This is a genomic window from Leifsonia xyli subsp. xyli str. CTCB07, assembly GCF_000007665.1.
GTDB lineage: Bacteria > Actinomycetota > Actinomycetes > Actinomycetales > Microbacteriaceae > Leifsonia > Leifsonia xyli_C.
The window spans coordinates 1,434,796-1,458,636 of record NC_006087.1; the positions used below are offsets into that span (position 1 = coordinate 1,434,796).

Sequence of the window (23,841 nt, forward strand, 5' to 3'; positions counted from 1 at the left end):
GTGGGAGACGTACATTCCAAGGATGTGAACTGTGTTACGAGTGCAAATCTCACTGAGATTCATCGTCGCTTTCTTTATCGCGATAGCCCTGACGTTCTCGGTCTCATCGGCCGCGAACGCTGAACCCCTGCCGGAAGGTGTCGTGTTCTCGGTTGAGAACAGCCACATCATGAGGGTGGACCCTGGAGCCGAACCCGTCTCGCTGACAAGCAATCTGTGGCAGGAGGTCTCGCAACTCGCCTTTGCACCAAACCGTGGCACCGTTGTCGCTGCCACCTGGGGGAAAGCCGGCAAAGGGCGGATCATCGAGGTCGCGGCTGATGGTTCCGATCGAGGCAAGTATCGAACCCTCCTGTCGAATCGTGAATCGCCGCGCGCTCTGACAGTAGACGACGCTGGGAATATCTACTTTGTCGACTCCTCACAGCGCGGAGGTGGCGCATGGAGCCTCTTTCGCCTGAGTGATGCCGGTGACCTCACCGTGGTTGTCCCCTCGATCGGCAAAGTCACCTCTCTTGCCCGGGATCATGACGGGGGCATTCTCGCCACGCGTTCGACCACGGGAGAGGTCGTACGCATAGATTCAACCGGAAACGTGACCGTCCTCCGAGCGGACCTGCCGCGTCCGACGAGTCTGGCGGCCGATCCTGCGAGGGGTCGGATCGTCATACTCGACGATGGAACTAAGAACCCGAAGCCTGGGGACCCCAAGCCCGCCGTCTACACAATGTCGCTCGACGGGAAGGATCTCACACCGACCACCATCTCCTATCGAGGGGGAGCCGGGTCCGTTGCGGTGAACAGCGAATCCGATGTCTATGTCGCCGATGGCAATCGGATCACCCGATGGAAGCTGGATGGCTCGTCCGAGACGATTCAAACGGGACGCTACATCTACAACGTCGCCGTGCCTTTCTGATGAAGTAGCAGGCGCTTCAGCCGCTCACCTCTCCGACCGCGTCCACCGCGCCGTCAGCACGACGGATTCTAGGGGGCGTTGCACCATGACGTCTCTGTAGCGAGTAGCTGAGCGTTGTGCGTGGCCGTTTGCCAAACAGCGAGATCAACCGCGAGGCGGCCGAGGAAGAGTGGGGTTCCACTGGCGAGGAGCCCTTCGCCGGCGATGAACAAGAGCGACTGCGGTCGCGGATGCTGCGGCCCCGGCGAGCTGTTGCAGGACCCAGACGGCCCCGGCGGCGATGAGAGCCTAGGGGTGCCCGCGACCACGGCGGGGGATGACGCGGGTTCGATCCGCTGTTTTGGTGCCGTGATCGCCTCTGCTGCTGGAAATCTACACAAGGCCCGAACCAGATTCCGATTGATTTGAACCCGGTGTGTCTCAGGTGAGGTGTTGCGATCCGTTGAGTCTTCCACGCGCACACAAGGAGGTCGGAAGTCGCCGTTTCGGGCAATCCCTTGACAAATATTTCAGCAAGCCGCCGGAACTGGAATTCCTAGGGGTTCCAGTAACTGACGCCCGCAATTGACCATCGGGTGGGGCTTTTCCTGGGATGGTCGGGGAACCCCTTGATTCGACCAAAAAGGGGTTCCAGGGCTCGTGAACACGAGGCAGTACGCTTGTGAATCACGGGCGAGAGGGGCCGCCCCAGTGGGTGGTCGCGCGTAGGGAGAGTTCGCCGGCGCAGCCTAGCAGCCAATCCCAGAGAGAATCCGCCGCCGCCCCGAGGCGTACGGCATCCGTACAGCGAGAGGCACCGTTCGATGTGGCGGTCCGAGCGTGTACTCCACCACGCACGCACCGCCGGGGCTAATAGGGTCTAAAGCCGTATAAAAGAATTGTGTTATAAACAGTTAGTCTTGCATAGACGGAAGGACAGCCATGAGCGACGCTACATACGACCCATACCGGCCCGGTGCCGGCCGCGTCCCTCCGCTACTTGCCGGCCGAGAAAATCTCCTCGCTCAGTTCGACACCACACTGGTTCAGGCGACCGGGACTGGAGAGGGCCCGCGGCCTCAGGTGCTCTTCGGGCTACGTGGAGTGGGGAAGACTTCGCTGCTCAACGAGTTCGTCCTCCGTGCACGCGAACAGCGCTGGTTGATCGTCAAGATCGAAGCAACCCCCGACCGCAGTTTGGGCAAGGCCATCGCTCAGGCGCTCTACCGACCACTTCGAGACATGCGCACCCTCACCGAGCGCGGACAGGACTTCGTGCAGCGGGCCATGCGGGTGTTCACCAGCTTCCAGCTACGCTTCGATCCCCAGGGCAACGCGACCTTCGGGTTCAACATCGAACCGGAGCGAGGCGTCGCCGACACGGGTGAGTTGCCGGCCGACCTGGTGGATGTTCTCACCGCGATCGGGACGGCCGCGAGGGAGAACGGGATCGCTTTGCTCCTGGCGATCGACGAGCTGCAGGATGCGCCGCTCGAGGACCTGCGTACGCTCAACGTGGCCTTACACGAGCTCGGCCAGGATCCGTTCCCGGTTCCGGTGGTATTCGTCGGCGCCGGCCTGCCGTCGCTGCCGGCAGTGCTCGCCGATGCGACCAGCTACGCAGAGCGTCTCTACGACTACCGATTCATCGGGCTGCTGGACGAGCAGGACACCCGGGACGCGTTCACGGTGCCGGCGCGGGCACAGGGCGTGTACTGGAATGATGATGCGCTCGACGCTGTCGTCGAGCACGCGGCCGGATACCCATACTTCGTCCAGGTCGCCGGGCACTACTCCTGGGAAGGGCGGTCGGGCGCGAGGATCCCGCTCAAGGCGGCAACGGACGGCATCGCGAAAGCGCAGCGGGAAGTCGACGAGGGGCTGTACCGGTCCCGATGGGAGCGCTCGACGCCGGCGCAACGCGAGTTCATGGCGGCGATGGTCGTGGACGAGGGCAGGCCGTCGTCGATCGCGGATCTGGTGGTGCGGCTGGGGCGTCGACGCTCCTCGGATCTGTCGGTGGCCCGGCGCGACCTGATCGCGGCCGGCCACATCTTCGCCCCTGAGCGCGGCTACGTCGCCTTCACCGTTCCTGACATGGACGACTACATCCGGCGCCAACCGGAAGTCTGAATCGGCATTGGGGAGGTCAGCGGCCGCGGCCGACAACGAACCAACCCGCCTCCGGCGAAGACGATGCCCCCAGAGCGCATCGGTGCGCTCCCCACATCGGCGCGCCCAGCTGGGAGATTCTCGCCCACGATGTCCGCGTCGCCCACAGGGTCGGCCTCGTGGCAGCTGACTGGCCCGAGACCCAGCCCCTTCCCGACACCGCACAATCCGCTCTAGCCGACTACCGCCGCGCACAGTTGAAGACCAACCAGTGAATCCCAGAACGTGAACGCCGCCGATCTGTACATGCCGGCGCTTGTCGCCCACGAGCTGGCATTTGGTGTGCAGCTGATCCCGTACGGCACCCGCCGGGATCTCATTGTCGCTGCCGAGTGAATAATCACCCTCTGGTGCCGTCTGAATCTTGACCCTTTCGGCACTCTTGGGAGGGTGATCGCGGTGGAAGATTGGGCGGAGATTCGTCGGTTGTATGCAGCCGAGGGTTTGCCGATCAAGGAGATAGTCCGGCGTCTGGGGATCTCGCGGAACACGGTGCGGGCGGCGTTGCGATCAGACAGGCCGCCGGAGTATCAGCGGCCGCCGGCGGGGTCGTTGGTTGATCCGTTTGAACCGCAGATTCGGGCTCTGTTGGCCCAGTTCCCGAGGATGCCGTCGACGGTGATCGCGGAACGGGTCGGGTGGCAGCACTCGGCGTCGATCTTCCGCGCCAGGGTCTCTGCGTTGCGACCGGAGTATCAGGGTGTCGATCCGGTGCAGAGGACCTCGTATCAGCCGGGCGAGATCGCGCAGTGTGATCTGTGGTTCCCGGAGACACCGGTGTTCGTCGCGCCAGGGCAGGAACGCGTGCTGCCGGTGCTGGTGATGACGCTCGGCTTCTCGCGGACGATCCTGGCGACGATGATTCCGTCGCGGCAGGCCGGGGACGTTCTGGCGGGGATGTGGTTGTTGATCGAACAGGTCGGCCGGGTTCCGAAGACGTTGGTCTGGGATCGGGAGGCAGCGATCGGCGGGACGGGCAAACTCACGACCCCGGCGGCGGCGTTCGCCGGCACCCTCGCGACGAGGATCCTGCTGGCACCGGCGAGGGATCCGGAGTTCAAGGGCATGGTCGAACGCGCCAACGGCTACTTGGAGACCTCGTTCCTTCCCGGGCGGCAGTTCGCGTCACCGGCGGACTTCAACGAGCAGCTGACCGGCTGGCTGATCCGGGCCAACACGCGCCGCGTCCGCTCGACCGGGACACGCCCGATCGATCTGCTCGACACCGACAGGCAAGGAATGCTGCCGTTGCCGCGCCTGGCGCCGCAGACGGGCCTGCGGAACCGGATCCGCCTGGCCCGGGACTATCACGTCCACGTCGACGGCAACGATTACTCCGCCGATCCTCGCCACATCGGCAAGAACACCGACCTCGTCGCTACCGGGGAAGCGGTCACGATCGCCAGCAACGGGACCGTGATCGGCCGGCACGAACGCTGCTGGGCCGCCACCAGGTGATCACCGATCCGGACCACAAGCACACTGCAGGGCAGCTGCGCGCAACGTTCTACTCGCAACGAACGCAGACACCGCGCCGGCATCAGGACGGGCACCCCGTCGCGATTCGCGCCCTCACCGACTACGACGCCCTCTTCGGCGTCGATTTCGACCCCACATCTATCACCAACACGGAAGAAGCACGATGACCCCCACCGCAACCAAGACCGGCGAGCAGATCAGCTCCAAGGTCGCCTACCTCACCCGGGCGCTGAAAACCCCGACGATCGATCGGACGGGTCTGGGAAGACCTCGCCACCCTCGCCAGGGATGAGAACTGGTCCCACGAGGAATACCTCGCCGCGGTCCTGGAACGCCAGCTCGCGGACCGGGAATCAGCGGGCACGACCATGCGAATCCGCACCGCCCACTTTCCCGCGCTCAAAACACTGACGGAGAAGCGTCTCGGAACTCTTTCGGATGAGGACTTCAACCTCGACCACCTCCCCAGCCTCCGCAAAGACCTGCTAGCCCACCTGGCCACCTCGACCTTCGTCGCGAAGCAGGAGAACGTCATCCTGCTCGGACCTCCCGGGATCGGGAAGACCCACCTTGCGATCGGGCTGGGAGTCAAGGCCGCGCACGCCGGCTACTCGGTCCTGTTCGACACAGCGAACAACTGGATCGCCCACCTTGCTCTCGCTCACCACCAGGGACAGCTCGAAGCGGAACTGAAGAAGATCCGCCGCTACAAGCTCATCATCATCGACGAGATCGGCTACATCCCCTTCGACACCGACTCCGCGAACCTGTTCTTCCAGCTCGTCGCCTCCCGTTACGGGCAGGGATCGATCATGGTCACCAGCAACCTCCCGTTCGGGCGCTGGGGCAAAACCTTCGGCGATGACGTCGTCGCAGCCGCGATATTGACCGGCTCGTTCACCATTCAGAAGTCCTCACCCTCAGCGGAGACTCCTACCGCACACACGGGCGCCGCGACCTCATCACCAAAGACCGCGCCGAGCAAAACTGACCCCCAAGGGGGTCAAGATTCAAACAGCACCAGAGGGTGAAAATTCACTCGGCATTGACACACCCGGCCGAACGTATCGCAGCTATGCTTCACGGCGGGGTTTGGGGTGATCAGGCCGCTTCTGCGTCCTTGTAGATCATCTCAAACTCGACGGGGGTGAGTTTGCCGAGGCCGCGTTGCCGACGCCTGCGGTTGTACTTGGTCTCGATCCAGGTGACGATCGCGAGGCGGAGGTTCTCGCGGCTATCCCAGCGTCGGGTGTCGAGCACGTTCTTCTGAAGCAGGCTGAAAAGGCTCTCCATGCTCGCGTTGTCCCCGGCCCCATAGGACCGCCCCATGGACCTGACCCGGCCGTTGTTCGTGAGCAGGTTCTGGGTGCGTTTCGCGCGGAACTGGCCGCCCCTGTCGGAGTGGCAGATCGTGCCGTCCGGTGAGCGCAGCGCGATCGCGTTCCGCATCGCTGCCCGAGCCAGAGACGAGTTCATGCGGGTGTCGATGGAGTAGCCAACGATCTTGTTCGACCACACGTCTTTGATCGCGCATGGGACTGCTGCACGAGTTGGTGGCATCTGACTGAAGTCATCGCCTCAACACTTCACCTATCCGCACGTCGCACGTTCGGACCGCTCGGCCTCAAGACTCTAACGGTGCCAAATCATCCCCGGGCTAATTCACGGATTTGGACGGGTAGTGGATGACTCCCAGAACCCTAAGCACCAGCCTCGGCTCTCAGGGTTTAATTTTGTGCTGGTTCTACCGCATAGGGCAAAGCCTTACTCTATCTGGTTGTCTGGTTCGGTGCGGTGAGACTGCTGAGGGTCGGTGACTCTTCTGCTCCAGCCGCGGCCTGTGTGGCCATACACCCCGCCACCGCCAGCGACCGGCCCTAAGTCCACGCTCATGTAGCCGGTTGGGGAGAGTAACCGCGAGGCCGGAATCGCAGTTTCCGCGGATCCACCCGGTTATCAACCTGACATAAGGTAGATTATAAGATAAATTAAACCGCTATAATTAATAGGCTTTTTATGGTAGCCTTGGCTTATGGCACCGGTATGGTGGGACTCTGCGTTCAAACACGGCGTCCCGCGCGAGGATTAGGTGTACGTGATGTTCACCCGAACTACTCGGTGCTGCCGGAGGAGCCGGCGCGTGGGCGGATCGTGTTGTTCATCGGGTGCCCGCACGCGCAGACCGAACGTGAGGTGGAGATCCTGGTGCATGAGTATCCGGACACGGGTGAGCAGGCTGAGATCTTCCATGTGATGGAGCTGGGCGCCCAGTTCGGGCGATATCGAGAGGAGCACCCCAATGGCTGAGAAGGACGAGATCGACTACGATGCCCTCGCGGCGCGACTGACGGACCCGGATGTGCCGCTGGGTCCACCCCGTGAAGTGCATACCGGCGAGGACGCTGCCCGGTTCGGCCGGGAGTTCCTGTTGCGGGAGTACGGGTCCGAGGAGGGGATTGAGGCGGCAATGCGGCGGCCGGGTCGCCCGCGGGTGAGCCACGACCCGCAGGGCCCGTCTCCAGTGGTGCGCGGTGCGATCCCGCAGACGGACTTCGAGGCGCTGGATGAGTTCGTCAAGCGTAGCGGGAAGAAGCAGTCCGCAATCGTGCGGGAGGCGATCCACGAGTATCTGCTCGAGCGCAAGCTCGTCAGCTGAGCTGGCGACGTAGGTGGTCCGGGCCGATGCCGCTACTGAACCGAACTACCTGCGGCGGCTCCCACGCGCATCACGGAACAGCAACTCTGACCGGGTTGGATGGCCGCGGCGCCTACATTTGGTCAGGGTCAGACTGATCTGTTGCCAGGCGAACAGTAAATAAGTCATATTTGGCTTCATGGGTACAAATAACCTCTCTGTAAAGAGCCGAAGCCATGATGATCGGAGTTTCCTGAGCAAAGTCCGGGCTGAGCCCTTGCCGACAAGATTCGATTGGCATGGTCGAGACTGGGTGGCGTTACTCGCAGTTCCAGGGATTTTCATAGGTAGCTGGCTGGTGACCCTAGGTACTGCTGACACGTCCGTGGCGGCGATCTCGGATACATCGCTACGAATCGTCCTGTTTACGGTCTTGGTGATCGCTAACCGGGAGCTGCTTGCTCGGCATTGGTGTGCGTTCTGGAGGGCTCCTTGGCGAAGTATCGGCATTGTGATACTTGGGATGGTGGTGTTTAAGGTCGTCGTGACGGTCCTTGGTGCTCTGCTCCGTCCTCTAGTAGGCGATAGTGCAGCCACCAACGACCCGAGTGAGGGAATTTCGCTGACGTTCGCGGTCCTGCTGTTCGCGTCATTGAACCCGGTCGTCACGGCTCTGATCGAAGACTTCACGTTCAGACACACCCTGCTCTTGAAATTCCCGGTATGGAACCGGTTTGCCCTCGCCGCCGGCCTCACCGTTGTGAACGCTCTGGTGTTCGGAGCAGTCCACATCAACAACTTCGGTGGTCAGTGGCTTTTGACTCTCACGTTCGCCGGCGCCGGCCTAGTGATGAACCTTGCCTACCTGTGGACACGGAACATCTGGCATGTGCTCCTTATGCACGGGATGAACAACTTCCTGCTCGGCGGCCCGATCACTGTGCTTCTTACTCACCTCCTAGGCGCTGTCACCGCCTAGGGTGTATCCACATTCGTGGTTTTGAAACCAGTGGAGTGCGACGGCGAGACGATGGAAGAAGTCAGCGGGTGCGCAACAGCAGGCGCCAACGGCGAGTGAGTACACCACGAACCCACCGACTGAACCTCCGGTGGATACCATAGGAAAGAACATCTCGTTCTAACCAAAAATAGTGAGGAAGACAATGTTCGCAGTAGTCCGTGTCGCCATCGGACACTGCTTGCTCGCCAGCTCCCTCGCGATCCTGGCGATGGTGTTTCCTCCGGCGCACGCCTCGGTCGCCACGAGTGCCACGCCCGAGGCAGCGACGGCTTCTGTGGTGCTGAAGCCACTCATCGTCGTCCGGCAGATCGAGGTGCTTTATGTCGACGGGTCGAGTGGGGCGGATCTGTACGGCACAGTGAAGGTCACCGACGTCGACGGGAGCGCGTCATCGGTCGCTTTCGCCCGGGGCGAGTACGACTCGGTTCCCGTGCAGTCCTGGAGCGATGCGCCGGTGAGTCCGAACGGGCTGTCCGCCGCAAAATTGTCGATCTCCGTCGACCTGTGGGATCACTGGTCGCCGGTGTTCATCCCCGACCGGCCGGTTGCGCAGGGCACCATCGACACGCGCTCCGGGCACAGCGGTTTGAACGCGGGCGTGGTCAGAGGCCGAGGGAAAAGCGCAGTCGAGATCACCTACAGCAAGCAGACGAGCTGGCAGAAGACCATTATCGACAAGGTGGTTCTCAAAGACAGCAATGACAACCCGGCACAGATCCCGGAGTTCGATCTGGCTGGTAGAAGAGCCCGAGTCATTCCTTCACTCTCAGCTCTCTTACGCTGCCACAAGCCTTCTCGACTCCTTGGGACAGACCCCCTATCCGGGCAGCAGTCCCGTTTGTTTTTCATAAAGTCAGTATTATTAGTTTGTTTTTCATAAAATCAGTATTAGTATGTTGTGACGTGGTTGCTTGAGCTAGCGGTTATGCCTGGGCCCCTTCTGGAGGAAAGTTGTTGAAGTCTCGATTGGTACAAATTCTTACTTCTGCGATAAGCCGAGTTGCTGATGTTCGGGAATGATGTCTGTTCGCTCAACGCTGTTATCGGCATGCCGTCAGAGCGCGCAGGCACTTTTCCCCGACGGTGGTGGTTGTGGAAGAGAATCTTCACATGGGTGCTAGGTAGTCTTTGCGCCCTCGTTGCCACCGTGTCGCCCGTAGCGGTCTCCTGGGCCGCCACCACCCACAACACTGGTGACACCTGGAACATCAGCACCTTCTGCACCACCCCTACCCCTCTCCCCGCCACGGGCACCACCCACGGTGGAACCTGCGTCGCACTTAACCTCACACGGACCATCACCGCTATCGCCGCCGGCGGCTACCACAGCCTGGCACTCGCTTCCGACGGCACCGTCTGGGCCTGGGGACATAACAACGACGGTGAGCTCGGCAACGGCACCACCACCGCCTCCACCACCCCCGTGCAAGCGCAAGGGCTTGGCGGGAGAACCATCACCGCTATCGCCGCCGGCGGCTACCACAGCCTGGCACTCGCTTCCGACGGCACCGTCTGGGCCTGGGGACATAACAACGACGGTGAGCTCGGCAACGGCACCACCACCGCCTCCACCACCCCCGTGCAAGCGCAAGGGCTTGGCGGGAGAACCATCACCGCTATCGCCGCCGGCGGCTACCACAGCCTGGCACTCGCTTCCGACGGCACCGTCTGGGCCTGGGGACATAACAACGACGGTGAGCTCGGCAACGGCACCACCACCGCCTCCACCACCCCCGTGCAAGCGCAAGGGCTTGGCGGGAGAACCATCACCGCTATCGCCGCCGGCGGCTACCACAGCCTGGCACTCGCTTCCGACGGCACCGTCTGGGCCTGGGGACATAACAACGACGGTGAGCTCGGCAACGGCACCACCACCGCCTCCACCACCCCCGTGCAAGCGCAAGGGCTTGGCGGGAGAACCATCACCGCTATCGCCGCCGGCGGCTACCACAGCCTGGCACTCGCTTCCGACGGCACCGTCTGGGCCTGAGGACATAACAACGACGGTGAGCTCGGCAACGGCACCACCACCGCCTCCACCACCCCCGTGCAAGCGCAAGGGCTTGGCGGGAGAACCATCACCGCTATCGCCGCCGGCGGCTACCACAGCCTGGCACTCGCTTCCGACGGCACCGTCTGGGCCTGAGGACATAACAACGACGGTGAGCTCGGCAACGGCACCACCACCGCCTCCACCACCCCCGTGCAAGCGCAAGGGCTTGGCGGGAGAACCATCACCGCTATCGCCGCCGGCGGCTACCACAGCCTGGCACTCGCTTCCGACGGCACCGTCTGGGCCTGGGGACATAACAACGACGGTGAGCTCGGCAACGGCACCACCACCGCCTCCACCACCCCCGTGCAAGTGCAAGGGTCAAACACCGATATGTTCGACGTGCCCGTGATCAACCCTGGTGTCGCACTCGGCCTGATTACGCTCGGCCTGGGAGCCGCCGTGACGATGCTGGTCATCCACCGGCGCCGCACGGCGGGTGCCGGTCACCGCCACCCGCTTCCCAGAACGGAACGGACGCGTACACGCTGACGGCTACCGTGAAGGTCGCGGCGGGGCAGACCACGTCAGGGGCTCTTGTCACCTTCCAGAGCCCGTCTGACGCGAGCCTTTCCGCGTCGTCCTGCACGACAACAGCGAATGGGACCTGTGCTGTGCAACTCACGTCTACAAAAGCGGGAACATACCCGATCCACGCATTCCTTCAAGAGACTAAAGAACTCGGCCAAAGCCCCGCCTCGGCTGCCTTCACCGCCAGTGCAGCATCACCACTGAACGGTCCTGACTTTCTCTGGCCGGTTCAAGGATAAGGAGTACTATCATGTACAGCTTCGGAGGACCCCTCGGCGGCGGAGTCGTCGCCGGTACCCTCGCCCGCACCGGCCTGGACACTTTCGCCACCACCGCCGTGTGTGCCGGACTGGTTATTGCAGGTCTGTTTGCCCTGCGCACCGCCTCGATGCGACGTAGCCGCGCCGACGCGTAACCCGCGTACCTCGAATCTGTAGGGAGATCTGATGTCGCGGCTGCTCGCCGTCCTCGTATGCATCGCCAAGATGCTGCTCGCTGCCGGAATCGGCACCATCGGTGCGCTGGTGATGCTCAACGAACACACCATCCGCACGTTGGAAGCGGCCGTCACCACTTGGTTGATCGCCCACACCTTCGCCGGGGATACGTTCCTCGCCGCTACCGGCGGCAACCCGAGCACCATCTACCAGGTTGCCGGGCGATGGTATGGGATGGTGATCACCTCGGAATGCTCGATTGCCCTCTACGCTGGCCCCATCCTGATGCTGGCTGCCGTGTTCCTGATAATGTCCCGGTTCGGCACGATCCGCACTCTGGTGGCCGCGGCGATCTCCGTCATCCTGCTAGCCATGCTCAACCAGATCCGCCTCCTCGGCCTGGCCTACGTGCTCTCGCACTGGGGTGCCGACGCGTTCCAGTGGTGGCATAGCCTCGGCGGCAGCTTCCTGATGGTCTCCGGGCTGGCGTCCATCCTCTTCCTCTTCTTCGTTATGGTCATCCGCCGACATCGTCGAGGACGGCGAGCCGCGCTGTGAGTACATTCTTCGCGATCCTCAGCTCTATTACCACCTTGGTGATCTGTCTGTCGCTGGTGTACTACCTGGCCGCCATGTTCGCCGGCATGCACGAACTGAAAAAGTCCGGGACCTCGCTCGCCGTCCAAGGGAACACCGCGTACGCGGACCCGTTCGAGGACTCACCGAATACCTTCGACGTGTACGTGATGATCCCCTGCCTGAACGAAGAAGCCGTCATCGGCCGAACCGTCGCCACCCTCGTTGGCAACACACGCACTACCACCACCATCGTGATCGACGACGGCTCCGAGGACACCACCGCGCAGATCGCCCGTGAAGAGGGCGGAGAGAAGGTGATCGTGCTCCGCCGTGAGCTGCCCAACGCCCGCCAAGGCAAGGGTGTGGCCCTCAACCAGGCGTACGAACTGATCAAAAAGCTCGTCACCGAGCGCGGTGAGAACCCCGAACGTGTACTCATCCTCGTCATGGACGCCGACGGGCGTCTCTCCAACGGGGCGTTCAGCCACATCCTCCCTCTCTTCGAAGACCCCCAGGTCGCCGGTGTCCAACTCGCGGTGCGAATCCGGAACCGGGCGACGAACTTCCTCACTTGGTTCCAAGACTTTCAGTTCTGGGCTATGTCGGCCGTCACCCAGTTCGGCCGGGCGAAGACCGGCACCGTCTCCCTCGGCGGAAACGGCCAGTTCACTCGGCTCTCCGCCCTGCTAGCGTTGAAGAACCAGCCCTGGTCAGACTCCCTCACCGAAGACCTCGACCTGGCGATCACCCTCCTCAGCGACGGCTGGAAACTCACCACCACTCCCGATGCCTCCGTCGACCAACAAGGCTTAGAAAGCCTGCGCCGGCTGATTGTCCAACGTCGACGCTGGTACCAGGGCCACATGACCGCCGGCAAACGGCTGCCCGACATCTGGCGCAACCACAACTTCAGCAACGCGCGCGCTCTCGAGCTCACCGCCTACCTGCTCGTCCCATGGCTGATCGACCTGCCCTGGTCGATCCTGTTCCACTTCACCCTGTATCTGTTCATTATCCGCGCCGGCAGCATCTTCTCTTTCGTCACCGGCCCCGTCGCCCTCGTCGTCGGCGTGACACTCTGGTACCTGCTCACTTTCGCCCCGGCGATCATGACCACTGTCGTCTACTTCCGCCGCGACCGGCGTACCTCGTTCTGGCTGTGCCTGGTCCTCGGGCACGCGTTCTTAGTGATGAACTACCTCTCGTTTATCTGCGCATGGGGTGCTCTCTGGCGCATCCTCCGCGGCCGAACAGGTTGGGACAAGACAAAACGCACCGTCGAAAACGACGACACACCCCCGACACCGCTCGCGCCCGCACGCTGACCAGACGGGGGTGGCCGCCGCCCTACCCGGTGGCTACCCCCACCATCCGTACACCCGCGGTTCGCCGGTGTACGGTGAGCCCACAATCCAATAGCGTCTCCCTTTCCCGGTGAGCTATCGTGGACCCGAACCGCTCTATCAAGAGCGATGAGCATTCATCGTTTCACCGCGATTTCGGGAGAAACTATGTTCATGGAGACCATTCACATCGGACGGTGTGTTCAGTGGTGCGCATGCTGCGTGATTACCGTGCTAGCCCTGATGGAGTCCCCCGTCATGACCGCCGAGCCTGCCGCCGCCGAGCCTGCGAACAGCACAGCGGACCTATCGCTGATGCTGCAGGTGTCGACAACCGACATCCGATCCCACTATGACGCCACCGTGCTACCGGAGTTGGATCACAGCCTCGCCCGTTTACGCGCCGACTACTTGGCCGGGAACCCGAACCGGGATCTGGTCCTGACCGACGTCGACGACGGGACGAGTACCCCGCAGCTCTCCCGCCGCGTGCTCGACCATGTCGCCCCTTTCCTTCCAGGCGGGCCCACGCCGGCGTTCCGAAGCGTCTACGTCGGAACGATCGGTGAACCCAGTTGTGGCAACAGACGTGGCATCACTGCCATGAAGGCGGAGTGCAGCTCGGCAAACACGTCCGGGTGGAACCCGTATGTTCAGGGCATCACCGACAGTGCGGTCACCGCCGCACACATCGCACTTAGCGCCCAGCTCGCGACTGTGTTCCGGTGGGCGTATCCGAGCGTGACCATCAACTGGTATATCAGTTGGGAGGGGTTTCTGCCGACGCTGATGCGCAACGATCAGGCCGGCATAGCCAGCGCTGTCGTCCGCGCAGCATACGTGGCCTACTTCGCTGCACTGTCACGCGTGTTGAACACGGTTCAACCGTCGGGGGCGTATCTGTGGTCGCCGGCGCTTGACCAACCGCTCGCGCAGGTTCAAGCAGATGGTCAATATGGCACCTACCAGGCGAACATGGTCTCCTTCTTCCAGACGGTCCGGTCCTCCGCCCCAGCCATCACCTCGCTGCGGCTGGTCGTCCAGGACGGACTCTCCCGGTCCTGCCTGCTTCTCGGAGGCTCCTATAACCAAACCGCCTCCTCCCGAATCATCTGGTCGCAGAACCTCCGCGCCTTCGCAACATCCTGGCTTTCCGTCGGGGAACTCAACGCGGAACTGTTCACCGACCCGGCATGTCCCGCCGACGGTGCATCATGCGCCGTCATCGCTCGGGTGGCGCAATACCAGAACGCCAACGTGCCGATCGGCCCGAGCTTTGACCTGCTCAGCTGGGAATCACTTCAGTGAACCGAGCGAATGGAACGGCCTGCGACCTCGGAGACCAACATCATCCACTCATGAGCCACCGGACCCCACACACCGTTAATCGACAGTCCACGGAGGGTTGCTGGCCTGGGTGGCATATACGGTAAAGGTGACGTGCTGCCCTCGGAATCGGTGAGCGTTGCGACATCCTGCAACAATGTTCCTCACCGGTGACGGTGACATGCGCGACCAACTTTTAAAAATTCCGAGCTTCCCTGGCAGGTTTTCTCGCCTACTTTTGGTGGGGTCAGATCGGTCGGTGACGTGCGTTTCTCGTTGCGGAGGGTTTTGGACCAGCTGTTGCGGCGGAGCGCGATCCGGAGGAAAGCGCGAGTAATAGAGATGTAGATGTAATAGATGTATATCCAGACGCCGAACCCGTAGAGAATCGAGCGCACCACTGAAGTTTTGGGCTCGCAGCGGATTTTGTAGACGGGACCCCAAAGGATGAATGGCATGATCGCGAAAAGCAGTGAAAGGAAGGCGTCGAATTCGATTTTTTCGAGCAACGGTAAGCTCAATCCTGGGGTAGTAATTGTTTCTAAGATACCGATGCCCGCCAAGGTTAGGAACGCCATCATGCCTAGCATTTGCAGGAAAGGAAGGACCAGGTAATAGCAGGTCTCGATAACACCAGCTGAACTAAAGTGTTGTGACCTCACGATCTGTGGGATGTATCGGACACATTGGATGTTGCCTTGAGCCCACCGGGTCCGTTGGGTTAGAAAACGTCGAATGGAGGGAACCGCCTCCTGAGAGACGTGCGTGTCGTAGACGTGTTTTATCTTTGATCCGGTAAATAACACCTGCAATCCAAGCTCGTAGTCTTCCAGCAGTGCCCCGTTCCATGGTCGGCCCTGTCGCAGCGAGATCGCGTCGAGAACGCTCAGTCGTGTGAACTGTCCGTTGCCACCGAGTCCGACGGTGCCGGCTCGTGCGCGTAAAGATTGCATCGCAGCACTGCCGGTACGGAATTCAATATCCTGCATTCGAATTATCCACCGTGCTCTCATGTTGGAGAGACGTCCGCGGCCTGGATAAGGAACCTCGTCATTGCGGTTCTTCATCCAGACCGCGATCTGAGCAGCTCCAATATTCGGATTACCAAAGACCTCCTTGGAGGAGACGACGTGGAGCGCATTTTCGGCCATTTCTCCGTCAGCGTCGATGACGGTGACGATGGTGTTTTCGCTATCGAACTGCGCGGGAAGCCAGTTGTTGAGTTCCATATACGCCGCGTTCAGCGCATGACCCTTACCGGTTCGCGCCTCCGGTCGACGGCGTCGAACGATATGTACGAACGGATCGGCAGCATAGCGGGAAGCGATCGTAACCGTGTTGTCGTCACTGTCATCATCGATGACCCAAACGTGCGCGTCCGGAAAATCACATCGCGCACGCTCAATAGTGGTCGCGATAACCATCTCTTCATCCCGGCACGGGATGAAGAGATGAAAACTGAAGGCTGCTGGGTTCCCCGGGGTGAGCTTTCTGTGCTGCAGAAAGGGGAAAAGTATAAAAAATACGTAGGAGAAGAACATCACACCCATGCAGGCAGTGAACGCGTTCAGCAGTGTGACCATCGCAATTTCTCACCATCCGATGGGTGCGTGCCATGGTGCTCCGATTCGTCATCTAGAACCACGACCGAAAGTGGGTTAACGAGTAGCTTCAAGCGGTCAACGCAGATCACCCTTGGCAGATCGGGCGAGGATCCCTCTGCGAATAAGCAACAGCACACCCATGACTATTCCGACACAGGCAATGATCACGAGAGGAATAAATGCTCCGCTGCCCGTGGCTGCCAGGGAACCCCCGACAATTCCCATACTGATAATGCCAGCATCCGAACCGCTTCCATACAAATTCTTTTCTCCTTATTTCTTCGATAAGCGCCGGCTTGGGCTTACACGTTGGCGAGCGTGAACTGTTCCGGATGAATAACGTGGCCGTAGTCAGCCAAGTTGATCGCGATTCGCGCGATGCGGCCACTGGCGCGGCCGTCGCCATATGGCGACGGCCGCGCGGCGAGGGACAGCACGGAGGAGTGCAGCGCGGATCGGAGGGCACCCGCGAGGTCTTGATCAGGGGTGACGAGCTGGGAGAAACCAGCGGTAATTGATTCGGGGCGCTCAGTGGATCGGCGCACGACGATCAGCGGGGTCTTCACGACTGTGCATTCCTCCTGCAACCCACCCGAGTCAGTGACGATCAGCCGAGAGATCTCCATCATGCTCAGCATCTGCCTGTGGGAGACGGGGGGCAGCAAGACGAGGCCGTCCTCGGCGATGTCGAGCAGCCCATACCTTGCGAGTGCAGCGCGAGTGCGTGGATGGGCGATGAGGAAAGCCGGAGCGTCCAGCCCGATGAGTGCCTCGACAATGCGGCGTAGAGCCTCAGGGCTGTCGGTATTCTCAGGCCGGTGGATGGTCGCGAGGATACCGGTGGACAACAGTTGGTGGTCAACTGGCAAATCTCGCTCGGGGCGAGAAAGCGACCAAGTCGTCGCTTCTACAATGGTATTTCCGGTAAGGATGACCCGTTCCGCGGGCACCTCTTCAGCGAGAAGGTTATCGACGTTCACGGCTGTGGCAGCACAGTGGATATCGGCAAGGACGCCCACAACACGCCGATTGAGTTCTTCGGGCATCGCCCGATCGTGAGAGCGAAGCCCCGCTTCGACATGAACTACAGGTATACCGGCATAATTTCCGGCCTGGGCAGCTGCGGAAGAAGTATTTGTGTCGCCTTGCACAATGACAGCACCATAGCGTTCCTGGGAGAAAATATCAGACAACTGTTGCATGATTGACGCGATCTGTCTCGTGCGATTCTCACCGCCAACGCCTTCGAGGATAAAGTTAGGTGCCCCGATCCCGAATTCTTCAAAGAAGGACCCCGCCATCAACGAATCGTAGTGCTGTCCAGAATGGATCAAAATTGCCCGGTTTCCCAACTCGCGGACGACCGGGCAAAGCTTGATAATCTCGGGTCGGGTACCTACCACAACCGCGACCCGCACTCTGACTCCTAATCCCTTCGCGAATCCACCATCACACACAGGGACCTCACACCCGTCTCGACCAGCCCTTCTACACCTGAACCTCCTCTTTCCGCAGGCAAGGTATCGAATCTCCTCATGATAATACCGAACTTTATGAAAAACAAGCGGGACTGCTGCACGGATAGGTGAAATGTGACCTGCCCTCTTAGATTGATTCGCCGTGGGTTTTGTTCTGTTTTTTCTTTTGGAGGATGGAGTTATGCCCGGATCGTATCCGGACGAGTTCCGTCAGCGTGCGCTGCGGATGCTGAGTGAGGCTCGCTCTGATCACAAGACCGATCACGCTGTGATCAAGCACGTCGCTGGGAAGCTCGGTGTGAACGCTGAGACGCTTCGGCTGTGGAAGAAACGCCTTGACGTTGACGAGGGCCGCCAGCTGGGGCCTCCTCTTTGTGGGCGAACGCCGTCTCGCGGAGCTGTTCCTAGCCGAGGCCGACTCGCTGCAATTTCCCCTGCAGACGCTTCCTGGCATGCAGGAAGAGCTCGGTAAAGCTATCCGCTACCTGCTTGGCGAAGACGTACCTGCCGCGATCGACACCCTGCTCTGCCTGTGTCGCGAACTGCTCACGGGAGGATCCGTCTTCGCCTCGCTCTTCATGGTGCGAATCACTCTCATGACCTGGCCTACACAGGGAGGGCTCGACCTGCTCACCGAGATCGTTCATATCACCAGCCGCAGTTTCCCGTCCGCTTTCATCCGGCTGCTTCGAGTCTCATTCGACGACCCGGGGAAGCTCACCGCGCTCGCAATCGACTATCCGGCGGACACGGACCTGCCACTCATTCTCATGGCTCTGTCCTGCCGGATACAGCAAGAGCGGAACCGGCCGGACTTTGCCGAGCCCCTCAAGAAGGCCTTCGACCTGCTGAATAGAAAGTCTCGCGGTCCCTCCGACATCCCCGTCTTGCCTACGACCACTCCCGGCACGTCCCTCTCCCGCCGGGAGCGGGAGATCGCACTTCTGGCGGGGGCCAGCTCGAACGCTGAGATCGCAGTGAAACTGGGACTCAGCGTTCGCACGGTCGAGAGTCATCTCCACAACGCTCTCCAGAAGACCGGCCTCACCAGCCGGCGGGAGCTGTTCGAGGTCGCCTGCAAATGAACGTTCAGGAGCGTGTGGGAGCCTGCCCCGGTTTTGAGTCTGTCCGATGAACGGTGTTTCTGGGCCGGCGGTCATGAGTTGCTGCGGGTGCGGCGGGAGAGCGACGACACCACCGGTCGGCCGATCGAATGCGCGGACGACCGCTACCGCCTCGACAGCGTAGGGAACGTCCCCGAAACGAGGGGATCGTTTCCCGTTCGATAACCCTCCCGTCACCCGGCATTGGCCGCCGAGACGGATGCCGCGGCGAACGTCCTCCTGTCGGGCTCGTCGTCCGGCAAGAGAGGGAGATCATGAAGTTCGTTGTACGGGCCCTGACCGCGACCGCCGTGGCGGCGGCGGTCGCCGCCCTCGCCGGATGCTCGGCGACCTCGCCGGCCCCCGGCTCCGCCGAGGGCTCCTCAGCGGGGACGAAGCTCGTCGTCTACACGCCGCAGGGCGACCCCGTGCGCGGGGGCTACATCACCAAGCACGCCAAATCGGACCTCGGCCTGGACGTAAAGCTGGTCAACGGGGCGGGCGGAGATCTCGCCACCCGCCTCATCGCCGAGAAGAACAACCCGCAGGCGGACGTCGTCGTCGTCCTCGGGGCACCGCAGCTCAACCGGATCGACCAGGCGGGTGTGCTCCAGCCTTTCGCTCCAGACTGGGCCGGCAAGATCCCGTCCGCCTTCGCGTCCGGAAGCAAGGACTTCACACTGCTGACGCAGACCCCGATCGCGATCGCCTACAACGCGTCCACGATGACGGCGGCCCAGGCGCCGAGCAGTTGGACGGACCTGGCCAAGCCGGAGTACAAGGACAAGTTCGCCTTCCCGGCCCTCACCAGCCAGACGGGCCAGGCGGCAGCCGTGGGAATCCTGTGGCGCTACGCCGATCACACGACCGGCACGGTGTCGCAGAAAGGCTGGGACACGCTCGCCGCGATCCTCCACAACGCCAAGCAGACCGCCGCCGGCGCGCCGTTCGACTGGGCACAGGTGAGGTCCGGCGTTCAGCCGATCGTGGTGAGCTGGCTGGGCGGCATTCAAACCGGCACCTCCGACAACACCATCGACCTCAGGATCGTCGACGCCGTCGGCGGGAGCCCGTTCGTCAACGGCGGCGTCGGCATGGTCAAGGACACGAAGAACGCAGCCGCGGCCCGCAAGTTCATCGACTGGTTCGGCTCCGACAGCTTCCAGGTCGGGTTCGTCACCGCGACGAAGAACGATACCCCCCTCAACCCGGATGCGGTCAAGCGGCTCCCCGGGGCCGAGCAGGGACTGCGCCAGGTCACCCCGCAGAAGATCGACTGGGGCGTGGTGTCCCAGCGCCTCTCGGACTGGTTGCAGAAGATCCAGCTCGATGTGCAGGGCTGACCGGGCATGACCATCGCCCTCTCCGGCCTCACCGTCTCGTACGGCGGCGCGGATCCCGTGCTCTCGAACATCGACCTCCGGATCGAGCGCGGCGAGTTCGTCACCCTGCTCGGCTCATCGGGATGCGGCAAGTCGACCCTGCTCCGGACGGTCGCCGGGTTCGTCCCGGCGGCCTCCGGACGGATCGAGGTGAACGGCGTCGATGTGACCAGCCTCGCCCCCGAGAACCGCGGAGTCGGCTTCGTCTTCCAGAACTACGCTCTCTTCCCACACCTCTCCGTGCGTGGCAACGTCGAGTTCGGCCTCCGCGCACGACGCCTCGGGCTAGAGGAGATCTCGCGACGGGTCGCCGACACCCTCGACACGACCGGGCTGGCCTCCTTCGCCGAGGCGATGCCGGCGGAGCTGTCCGGCGGGCAGCAGCAGCGTGTCGCCATAGCCCGGGTGCTGGCGACCGAGCCCTCGCTGCTGCTGATGGATGAGCCACTGTCTAACCTCGACGTGAAACTGCGGCTGCACCTGCGCACCGAGATCCAGAGCATGCACCGCGAACTGGGCATCACGACTCTGTACGTGACGCACGATCAGGAGGAGGCTCTCGCCCTCTCGGACCGGGTCGCCGTCATGCGGGACGGCCGCTTCGAGCAGGTCGGAACCCCGCACACCGTCTACCACTCCCCCGGCGACCCCCTTCGTCTGCGACTTCGTGGGAAGCGCGAACGCCGTGGCCGACAATGTCCTGGAACGCTTCGGCGTCGCCCCGGTCCCCGGCCACCGGCTCCACCTGCGGCCGGAGCGGCTGCGGGTGAACGCCGCCGCCGAGCACACCGCGCGTGGCACGATCACCGAAGTGGTCTTCCTCGGGCCGTTCCTCCGGTTCGCCGTGACGGTGGACGGAACGACCCTCACCGGACTCACCGGCTCGGCGCCCGGAGGCTCGCTCGCCCCGGGGGACGCCGTGAGTTGCGGATTCGACAGAGAGGACGCGATATGGCTGGCGGCGTGACCGCCGTCGACGGCCACGGCGTCCGAGCGCACCGGTCGCGCCGCCAGCTCGTCGGCCTCATCGGCGGGAGCGCGCGGCGCTGGTCGTGATCGGCTGGTTCGTCGTCGCCTTCCTGTACTACCCGAACCTCGCCGTCGTCGGCTCCGTGCTGAGCCCGGCGCAGGGCATGCTCGCGGAGACCCTGACCCAGGTGTTCGGCTCAGCCCGCGTCCTCGCCGCGATCCGGGACACGCTCATCGTCGCCGTGATCTCCGTCGTGACCGTCAACATCTTCGGCATCGCCCAGACGTTCCTCCTCGACGCGGTCCGCCTCCGCGGCCGCGGGCTCCTCACGCTCGCCTTCGCCGTTCCTCTGGTGTTCGGCTCGGTGTCCGCCGTGACCGGATACAACGCCGTCTACGGAAGCAACGGGCTCCTCACAGGCGTGCTCCAGCGGGTCTTCCACGGGCTGCCCGGAACCTGGTTCTCCGGCATGGCCGCCGTGCTCGTGGTCCACACGTTCACGATGACCGGCTACCACTTCCTCTTCCTCCGCCCCGCGCTGCGACGGATCGACTTCTCGATGGTCGAGGCGGCGCGCTCCCTCGTAAGGGGAACCGGATACGCGCTGTTCCGGGTCGTCCTGCCGCTGCTGCGCCCGATGCCCCTGGCGACCACGTTGATGGTGTTCACCGGCGCGGTGGGCTCCTTCGCCGCGCCGAACATCCTCGGGGGCGGCGGCTTCCAGATGGTCGGGCCGCTGGTGCTCGCCCTCAGCAAGCTGGGGCGGCCGGATATGGCGGCGGTCCTCGGGCTCGCCCTCTCCGCGATCACGGTCGGCGCGCTGATCTGGGCGCTGCGCGCCGAGCGCCGCTCCGCACGCGCAGGCAGCAAGTTCGCGCAGCCGTTCCGGCCAATCCGCATCCGGAACCCGTTCCTGCGGGCGGGAGCGCACGGTGTGGCCTCTCTGCTCGCCGTCGTGAACCTGCTGCCCCTGGTGGCGACCGTCTACCTGTCGCTCCTGCCCGCGTCGGCAATTCGGACCCTCGACTTCGGCGCCGGCCTGACGGTCGCGAACTACGTCCAGGTGTTCTCGAATCCCGCGGTCGCACAGCCGTTGCTGAACTCACTGGCGATGATCGCGGTCGCGATCCCCGCCGCCGGCGTCATCGGCACCGTCCTCGCCTACCTGCTGCACCGCAGACCCGGCCCGCTCACGGACGCGATCCAGGTGAGCCTGTTCCTGCCGTACTTCCTGCCCGCCGTGGTGCTGGCGCTCGGGTTCACCATCGCCTTCGGGACGGCCACCCCGCTGGTCGGCGGCCAGGTTCTCATCGGCGGATACTGGATCCTCCCGCTCGCCTACACCGTGATGCTCCTGCCCACCGCGATCCGCTTCGTACGGGCGAGCTACACCGGCATCGACCCGGCGCTGGACGAGGCGGGTCGCTCCCTCGGCGCGGGATCGGCGCGACGCTTCCTCCGCCTCTCTCTGCCGCTGCTGCTGCCCGTCCTCCTGCAAGTCGCCGCACTCGGCTTCAACCAGACCTTCGAGGAGTACACGGTCTCAGTGATGCTCTACAACGTCAACAACCAGCCGCTGGGCGTGACGATGGGCTCGCTCGCCGCCAGCGACGCCCCCGGACTGGCCGGCATCGCGACAAGCTACGTCGTCATCAGCACCGTCCCGGCCGTCGTCGTGGTCCTGTTCGCCGACCGGATGGCCGCCCGCTCAGCCCGGCAGCTCCACGGCCGGCCGGAGACGGGACGGTGAGCGTCGTGACCGACCCGCCCTGGCTGAGCCCGGGGACGGACACGACCGCGCTCCTCGTCACCGGCGGCGGGGCGCCGGCCGGCCTCACGGAGGTGTTCGTGCGCGGCAAGAGCGACGCATCCCGCTGCGAGGACATCATCGTCGTCACCCCGCGCCACGTGGCGGTGCTCGATGGGATGTCGACCCCCCTCCGCGAACCGGGGCAGGCGCCGAGCGGCCGCGCGTTCGCCGCCACCGCGGCCGCGGCGATCGGCGCGCTGCCCGCCCGGGCGACCGCCTACGAAGCCGGCGCCGCGATCACCCGCCGGCTCGCCGCGCTCGACGTCGCCCACACCGGGCCGGCCGGAGCGGTCGCCGCCATCTACTCCGCCGAGCGCAACGAAGTCTGGCGCGTCGGAGACATCCACATCGCCATCAACGGGAAACAGCATCCCGGCCGGAAGGACGTGGACGTCGCGATGGCCCGGTACCGCGCGGCGGTGAACAGCGCACACCTTACCGACGGGATGCTGTCCCTCGCGCAGCTGAGGGACGCCGATCCCGGCCTCGCCGCCGCCCGGCCGCTCCTGGCCGTGCAGCCGGCGCTCGCCAACCGGACCGTCCCCTACGGCTACGGCGTCCTCGACGGGACCCGCGTGCCGGACGTGTTCGTCGAGGTCTTCCCCGTCCCGCATCCGTGCTGGGTCGTTCTCGCCAGCGACGGCTTCCTGACCGCCGCCCCGACGCTCGACGCCGCCCAGAGCGAGCTCGACGCGGCCATCGCGACCGACCCGGCGTGCATTGGAGCGCTCTGGGAGATGGGCAAGGCCCTCCGCTCGGGATCGGCGGCGCCGGATGACCGCTCCTACGCACGCCTGCGCACGCGAACACCACGAAAGGATCCATCGTGACAACCATCCGTGCGGCGACCTGGAACGTCCTGTGGCGGGACCGCTTGGAGCGCGTCCCGCTTCTGGCCGGTGCCCTGCGGGCCGCGGCACCCGACATCGTGCTCCTCCAGGAGACGGACGCGACGCATGCGGGGCCCTCGCTGAGGCGCTCGGGCTGACGGTCGCCGCCGTCGGCGGGGACGACCCAACG

The 23,841-nt window shown here is 63.3% G+C and carries 20 protein-coding genes and 7 pseudogenes; 24 read left to right on the forward strand and 3 right to left on the reverse strand.

Annotation, left to right across the window (positions count from 1 at the left end; genetic code table 11):
* Positions 1–31 precede the first annotated feature (31 nt).
* The 4 genes and pseudogenes from LXX_RS06855 to istB all read left to right on the forward strand — a co-directional run bounded on the left by LXX_RS06855 (position 32) and on the right by istB (position 5,540).
* Positions 32–919 (forward strand): SMP-30/gluconolactonase/LRE family protein, encoded by an 888-nt coding sequence (locus LXX_RS06855; protein ID WP_141692793.1) that lies wholly within the window; start codon positions 32–34, stop codon positions 917–919.
* Between the two features lie 921 nt (positions 920–1,840).
* Complete coding sequence (locus LXX_RS06860) at positions 1,841–3,031, forward strand: ATP-binding protein (RefSeq protein WP_011186199.1); 1,191 nt, start codon at positions 1,841–1,843, stop codon at positions 3,029–3,031.
* Between the two features lie 429 nt (positions 3,032–3,460).
* Positions 3,461–4,716 (forward strand): annotated as a pseudogene (gene istA / locus LXX_RS06865) (IS21 family transposase).
* Positions 4,713–5,540, forward strand: a pseudogene (gene istB, locus LXX_RS06870) (IS21-like element helper ATPase IstB). The pseudogenes istA and istB overlap by 4 nt, the downstream one beginning before the upstream one ends.
* A 110-nt stretch (positions 5,541–5,650) precedes the next feature.
* Here the strand turns inward: istB and LXX_RS06875 are convergent.
* Positions 5,651–6,082, reverse strand: a pseudogene (locus LXX_RS06875) (transposase); the annotation flags it as partial.
* A gap of 585 nt (positions 6,083–6,667) precedes the next feature.
* Between LXX_RS06875 and LXX_RS06880 the strand changes: the two are divergent.
* The 12 genes and pseudogenes from LXX_RS06880 to LXX_RS06915 all read left to right on the forward strand — a co-directional run bounded on the left by LXX_RS06880 (position 6,668) and on the right by LXX_RS06915 (position 14,456).
* Positions 6,668–6,856 (forward strand): hypothetical protein, encoded by a 189-nt coding sequence (locus LXX_RS06880; protein WP_011186205.1) that lies wholly within the window; start codon positions 6,668–6,670, stop codon positions 6,854–6,856.
* A complete protein-coding gene (locus tag LXX_RS06885; protein ID WP_011186206.1) occupies positions 6,849–7,205 on the forward strand; it encodes a ribbon-helix-helix protein, CopG family in 357 nt (118 codons plus the stop codon). Before LXX_RS06880 ends, LXX_RS06885 begins: the two co-directional genes overlap by 8 nt.
* 292 nt (positions 7,206–7,497) lie before the next feature.
* Positions 7,498–8,163: a CPBP family intramembrane glutamic endopeptidase gene (locus LXX_RS13605; protein ID WP_176714755.1), complete on the forward strand. Its 666-nt coding sequence runs from the start codon at positions 7,498–7,500 to the stop codon at positions 8,161–8,163.
* Between the two features lie 184 nt (positions 8,164–8,347).
* Positions 8,348–9,085: a hypothetical protein gene (locus tag LXX_RS06895; protein WP_041767555.1), complete on the forward strand. Its 738-nt coding sequence runs from the start codon at positions 8,348–8,350 to the stop codon at positions 9,083–9,085.
* Positions 9,086–9,352: 267 nt separating this feature from the next.
* Positions 9,353–10,195: an RCC1 domain-containing protein gene (locus LXX_RS15575; protein ID WP_050737877.1), complete on the forward strand. Its 843-nt coding sequence runs from the start codon at positions 9,353–9,355 to the stop codon at positions 10,193–10,195.
* A 12-nt stretch (positions 10,196–10,207) separates the two neighbouring features.
* Positions 10,208–10,351: pseudogene (locus LXX_RS16725) on the forward strand (hypothetical protein); the annotation flags it as partial.
* A gap of 12 nt (positions 10,352–10,363) precedes the next feature.
* Positions 10,364–10,750: pseudogene (locus LXX_RS15585) on the forward strand (hypothetical protein); the annotation flags it as partial.
* An 8-nt stretch (positions 10,751–10,758) separates the two neighbouring features.
* Positions 10,759–11,028, forward strand: coding sequence for an Ig-like domain-containing protein (locus LXX_RS16730; protein ID WP_370558443.1), 270 nt, complete (start codon positions 10,759–10,761; stop codon positions 11,026–11,028).
* 11 nt (positions 11,029–11,039) lie between these two features.
* A complete protein-coding gene (locus tag LXX_RS15590) occupies positions 11,040–11,204 on the forward strand; it encodes a hypothetical protein (protein ID WP_176714756.1) in 165 nt (54 codons plus the stop codon).
* Between the two features lie 31 nt (positions 11,205–11,235).
* Positions 11,236–11,784, forward strand: a complete 549-nt coding sequence (xrtR, locus tag LXX_RS06905) for an exosortase R (RefSeq protein WP_011186209.1) — start codon at positions 11,236–11,238, stop codon at positions 11,782–11,784.
* 38 nt (positions 11,785–11,822) lie between these two features.
* Positions 11,823–13,130, forward strand: coding sequence for a glycosyltransferase family protein (locus LXX_RS06910; RefSeq protein WP_223227609.1), 1,308 nt, complete (start codon positions 11,823–11,825; stop codon positions 13,128–13,130).
* A gap of 147 nt (positions 13,131–13,277) precedes the next feature.
* Positions 13,278–14,456, forward strand: a complete 1,179-nt coding sequence (locus tag LXX_RS06915; protein WP_011186211.1) for a hypothetical protein — start codon at positions 13,278–13,280, stop codon at positions 14,454–14,456.
* A 182-nt stretch (positions 14,457–14,638) separates the two neighbouring features.
* Here the strand turns inward: LXX_RS06915 and LXX_RS06920 are convergent, their stop codons facing one another.
* Both LXX_RS06920 and wecB read right to left on the reverse strand, forming a co-directional pair.
* Positions 14,639–16,057, reverse strand: coding sequence for a glycosyltransferase family 2 protein (locus LXX_RS06920; RefSeq protein ID WP_011186212.1), 1,419 nt, complete (start codon positions 16,055–16,057; stop codon positions 14,639–14,641).
* Positions 16,058–16,380: 323 nt separating this feature from the next.
* Complete coding sequence (wecB, locus tag LXX_RS06925) at positions 16,381–17,496, reverse strand: non-hydrolyzing UDP-N-acetylglucosamine 2-epimerase (protein WP_050737879.1); 1,116 nt, start codon at positions 17,494–17,496, stop codon at positions 16,381–16,383.
* Between the two features lie 286 nt (positions 17,497–17,782).
* Between wecB and LXX_RS16735 the strand changes: the two are divergent.
* The 8 genes and pseudogenes from LXX_RS16735 to LXX_RS14325 all read left to right on the forward strand — a co-directional run.
* Positions 17,783–17,845 (forward strand): annotated as a pseudogene (locus LXX_RS16735) (hypothetical protein); the annotation flags it as partial.
* A gap of 46 nt (positions 17,846–17,891) precedes the next feature.
* A complete protein-coding gene (locus LXX_RS06930; protein WP_041767557.1) occupies positions 17,892–18,641 on the forward strand; it encodes a helix-turn-helix domain-containing protein in 750 nt (249 codons plus the stop codon).
* Positions 18,642–18,934: 293 nt separating this feature from the next.
* Complete coding sequence (locus tag LXX_RS06935; RefSeq protein ID WP_011186216.1) at positions 18,935–20,002, forward strand: extracellular solute-binding protein; 1,068 nt, start codon at positions 18,935–18,937, stop codon at positions 20,000–20,002.
* A 6-nt stretch (positions 20,003–20,008) separates the two neighbouring features.
* Positions 20,009–20,431, forward strand: a pseudogene (locus LXX_RS16740) (ABC transporter ATP-binding protein); the annotation flags it as partial.
* Positions 20,432–20,807: 376 nt separating this feature from the next.
* Positions 20,808–21,008, forward strand: a complete 201-nt coding sequence (locus LXX_RS16745; RefSeq protein WP_370558474.1) for a TOBE domain-containing protein — start codon at positions 20,808–20,810, stop codon at positions 21,006–21,008.
* An 85-nt stretch (positions 21,009–21,093) separates the two neighbouring features.
* On the forward strand, positions 21,094–22,761 hold the full coding sequence (locus LXX_RS06945) for an ABC transporter permease (protein ID WP_011186217.1): 1,668 nt from the start codon (positions 21,094–21,096) through the stop codon (positions 22,759–22,761).
* On the forward strand, positions 22,758–23,651 hold the full coding sequence (locus tag LXX_RS12695; protein WP_011186218.1) for a hypothetical protein: 894 nt from the start codon (positions 22,758–22,760) through the stop codon (positions 23,649–23,651). The genes LXX_RS06945 and LXX_RS12695 overlap by 4 nt, the downstream gene beginning before the upstream one ends.
* On the forward strand, positions 23,648–23,809 hold the full coding sequence (locus LXX_RS14325) for an endonuclease/exonuclease/phosphatase family protein (protein ID WP_155806803.1): 162 nt from the start codon (positions 23,648–23,650) through the stop codon (positions 23,807–23,809). The genes LXX_RS12695 and LXX_RS14325 overlap by 4 nt, the downstream gene beginning before the upstream one ends.
* Positions 23,810–23,841 lie beyond the last annotated feature (32 nt).

Excerpts from the sequence above, each read along its gene's own strand:
- LXX_RS06895 (WP_041767555.1), top strand. The coding sequence starts at position 8,348 with ATGTTCGCAGTAGTCCGTGTCGCCATCGGACACTGCTTGCTCGCCAGC.
- LXX_RS06920 (WP_011186212.1), bottom strand. The coding sequence starts at position 16,057 with ATGGTCACACTGCTGAACGCGTTCACTGCCTGCATGGGTGTGATGTTC.
- LXX_RS06915 (WP_011186211.1), top strand. The coding sequence starts at position 13,278 with ATGAGCATTCATCGTTTCACCGCGATTTCGGGAGAAACTATGTTCATG.
- LXX_RS06860 (WP_011186199.1), top strand. The coding sequence starts at position 1,841 with ATGAGCGACGCTACATACGACCCATACCGGCCCGGTGCCGGCCGCGTC.
- LXX_RS15590 (WP_176714756.1), top strand. The coding sequence starts at position 11,040 with ATGTACAGCTTCGGAGGACCCCTCGGCGGCGGAGTCGTCGCCGGTACC.
- xrtR (WP_011186209.1), top strand. The coding sequence starts at position 11,236 with ATGTCGCGGCTGCTCGCCGTCCTCGTATGCATCGCCAAGATGCTGCTC.
- LXX_RS06885 (WP_011186206.1), top strand. The coding sequence starts at position 6,849 with ATGGCTGAGAAGGACGAGATCGACTACGATGCCCTCGCGGCGCGACTG.
- LXX_RS06935 (WP_011186216.1), top strand. The coding sequence starts at position 18,935 with ATGAAGTTCGTTGTACGGGCCCTGACCGCGACCGCCGTGGCGGCGGCG.